1 pseudogene is annotated in these 2,155 nt (G+C 33.5%); it reads right to left on the bottom strand.

Annotated features, from left to right (window positions below):
- Nucleotides 1-1,715 (bottom strand): annotated as a pseudogene (locus C8D80_RS12705) (hypothetical protein); the annotation flags it as partial.
- Between the last annotated feature and the right edge of the window lie 440 nt (nucleotides 1,716-2,155).

The raw sequence follows: 2,155 nt of genomic DNA, 5'->3' as shown, positions 1-2,155 counted from the left end.
GAAATACTCACAACACTTGGTGTGAAAGTATAGGTATTCGCAGCATTGTATCCTGTGATTTGGAAACTTCCTGTTGCTGTGGCACATGTTGGTTGCGTTACTGCTCCAACTGTTGGTGCAGAAAGGAGAGAATTATTTGATATAATTACATCATCTGAAGAATCACAAACTCCATCAAAAGTCCACCTTAAAGTTGCTGTTGTACCTGTAAGTACAAAAACCTGATTTGGATTTAATGAAGTTGCAGGAGAAACAGATCCTGATATTACAGACCAACTTCCAGTAGTTGGTGCTATTGGAGTATTAGCTGCCATTGTAAATGAAGCATTATTACATTGATTTATATCAACTCCTGCATTTGCTGCTATACCAGCTCCAACGGTCACTGTTACTTGATCAGTACAAGAGGTCACTCCATTCGAAATTGTAACTTCATAAGTTGTCGTGACAGTTGGAGTTACATTTAAAGTATATGGTGTTGTAGTACTTGTTCCTATTACTATTCCTCCAGCTGTAAGGTTTCTAACTGTTACTGTTGATGCTAGTGGTGATGCAATAACAACATTGTCTAATCCCCAATTATCTGTACTTGCACTTGTAACTCTTTGTTGATGCCATCTAAAAAGTGTATTAGGTGTTTTTGCAGCATCTGGAATTGGATATGTCATTTTTGTCCAACGATGTACATAATCACCACAACCATTATTATAAGAATCTGCTGTTCCAGAATTTGAAAATTGAGAATTTGAAAATAAAAACTTAAACGTGGTCCAATTTGCCCCATTATCTGTTGAATATTGCAAATAAATTCCTTCGTTTCTTGTTCCGCTAAAATTAATATCTGGTGCTTCACAAGGTGATGGATCTGAATTAAACTTAGCTTGACGATGTTCAAAACTAATAGTTCCACCATTCGCCAAATTAAAACTATTAGAAGTTAAAGATCTTGGTCCAGGAGAACTTTGCATCCATAAATATTGAGAATTATCTAAACTCGGTGCGGCACAAACTGTATTGACAATCGTCGCTGATGCTGTTCCTTGCCAACCCGTTCCCAAACTTCCATTAAAATTATTATTGATTGCCGCCGCCACAATATCACCTGTAACTGTCAACTGAACATTTTCACCGTTACATATTGACGTTTTATCTGATGTAATGTCAATATTGCATCCCGGTGCTGGTAAATCTTTGTAGGTAGTTACATTTGCAACCCAACCTGGTTGTTGTGAAGCATTTCCGTTTACGAAAGTCAATGTTAAACATCCTGTAGAACTAGTTGCGCAAAAAATAGTAGGAGTATAAACAGCTGCGAGAGTTCCGTCAGGTTCTATACCTGCTCCATAGGGAGTTGTTGCATTACTAACATCTATTGAATAATCCCCCATTAATTTACCAATGTCTGTTCCTAGAGTTACAGTATTACCATCATAAATAAAAAGAGCATCTTCACCTGATCCAGAAAAATACGTTTTAAAATTAGAAAAATTTAAACACACTTTTTCTCCTGAATTTGATGGACATAGTGTAATAGTATAATTTGTATTTCCATCATTCCCTACTGCACCTCCTGCATCATAAAAAATCTCACCTCCTGAAACATTCACTGTTCCTCCTTGGCTTATCAAGATATTTTGAGACCAACTTGTTAATCCTATTAAAAAGATTACTAAGGTGAAAATGCTTTTGTTATATTTTTTTAAAAATGAAATCATTTATATTTTAGATTTGGGTAAGTCATTTTATTTGATTTCAAAATTATAAATCCATTTACACAAAAATGAACAAAAAAATAGCATTTTTTGTAATTCAGAAGCAATAATTTAAGCAAAAAAACCTTATAAAAAATAAGAACATTATCTCGAAAAAATGTGTTTCAGATTTATAAATTGAAAACAAATTACAAACATTTAATTAACTTAAAAATTACACAGCATTTCAATACAATCAATAAGAATTATTTAAATATTTCACTAAAAAACAAACAAAAAGAAAAAGCACCACTTAAAATTAAGCGATGCCTTTTCAACTAAAAAATCAACTATAAACTATCTTTACTTCTTCACAATCAAGAATTCACTTCTTCTGTTTTGTGCGTATTGTTCTTCGTTACATGGTTTGCAAGCTACTTTTGGTTCGCTTTCTCCAAATCCTT

The sequence above is a fragment of the Flavobacterium cheniae genome, assembly GCF_004363695.1.
Taxonomy (GTDB): Bacteria; Bacteroidota; Bacteroidia; order Flavobacteriales; family Flavobacteriaceae; genus Flavobacterium; species Flavobacterium cheniae.
This window is presented reverse-complemented; position numbering and strand designations above follow the sequence as displayed.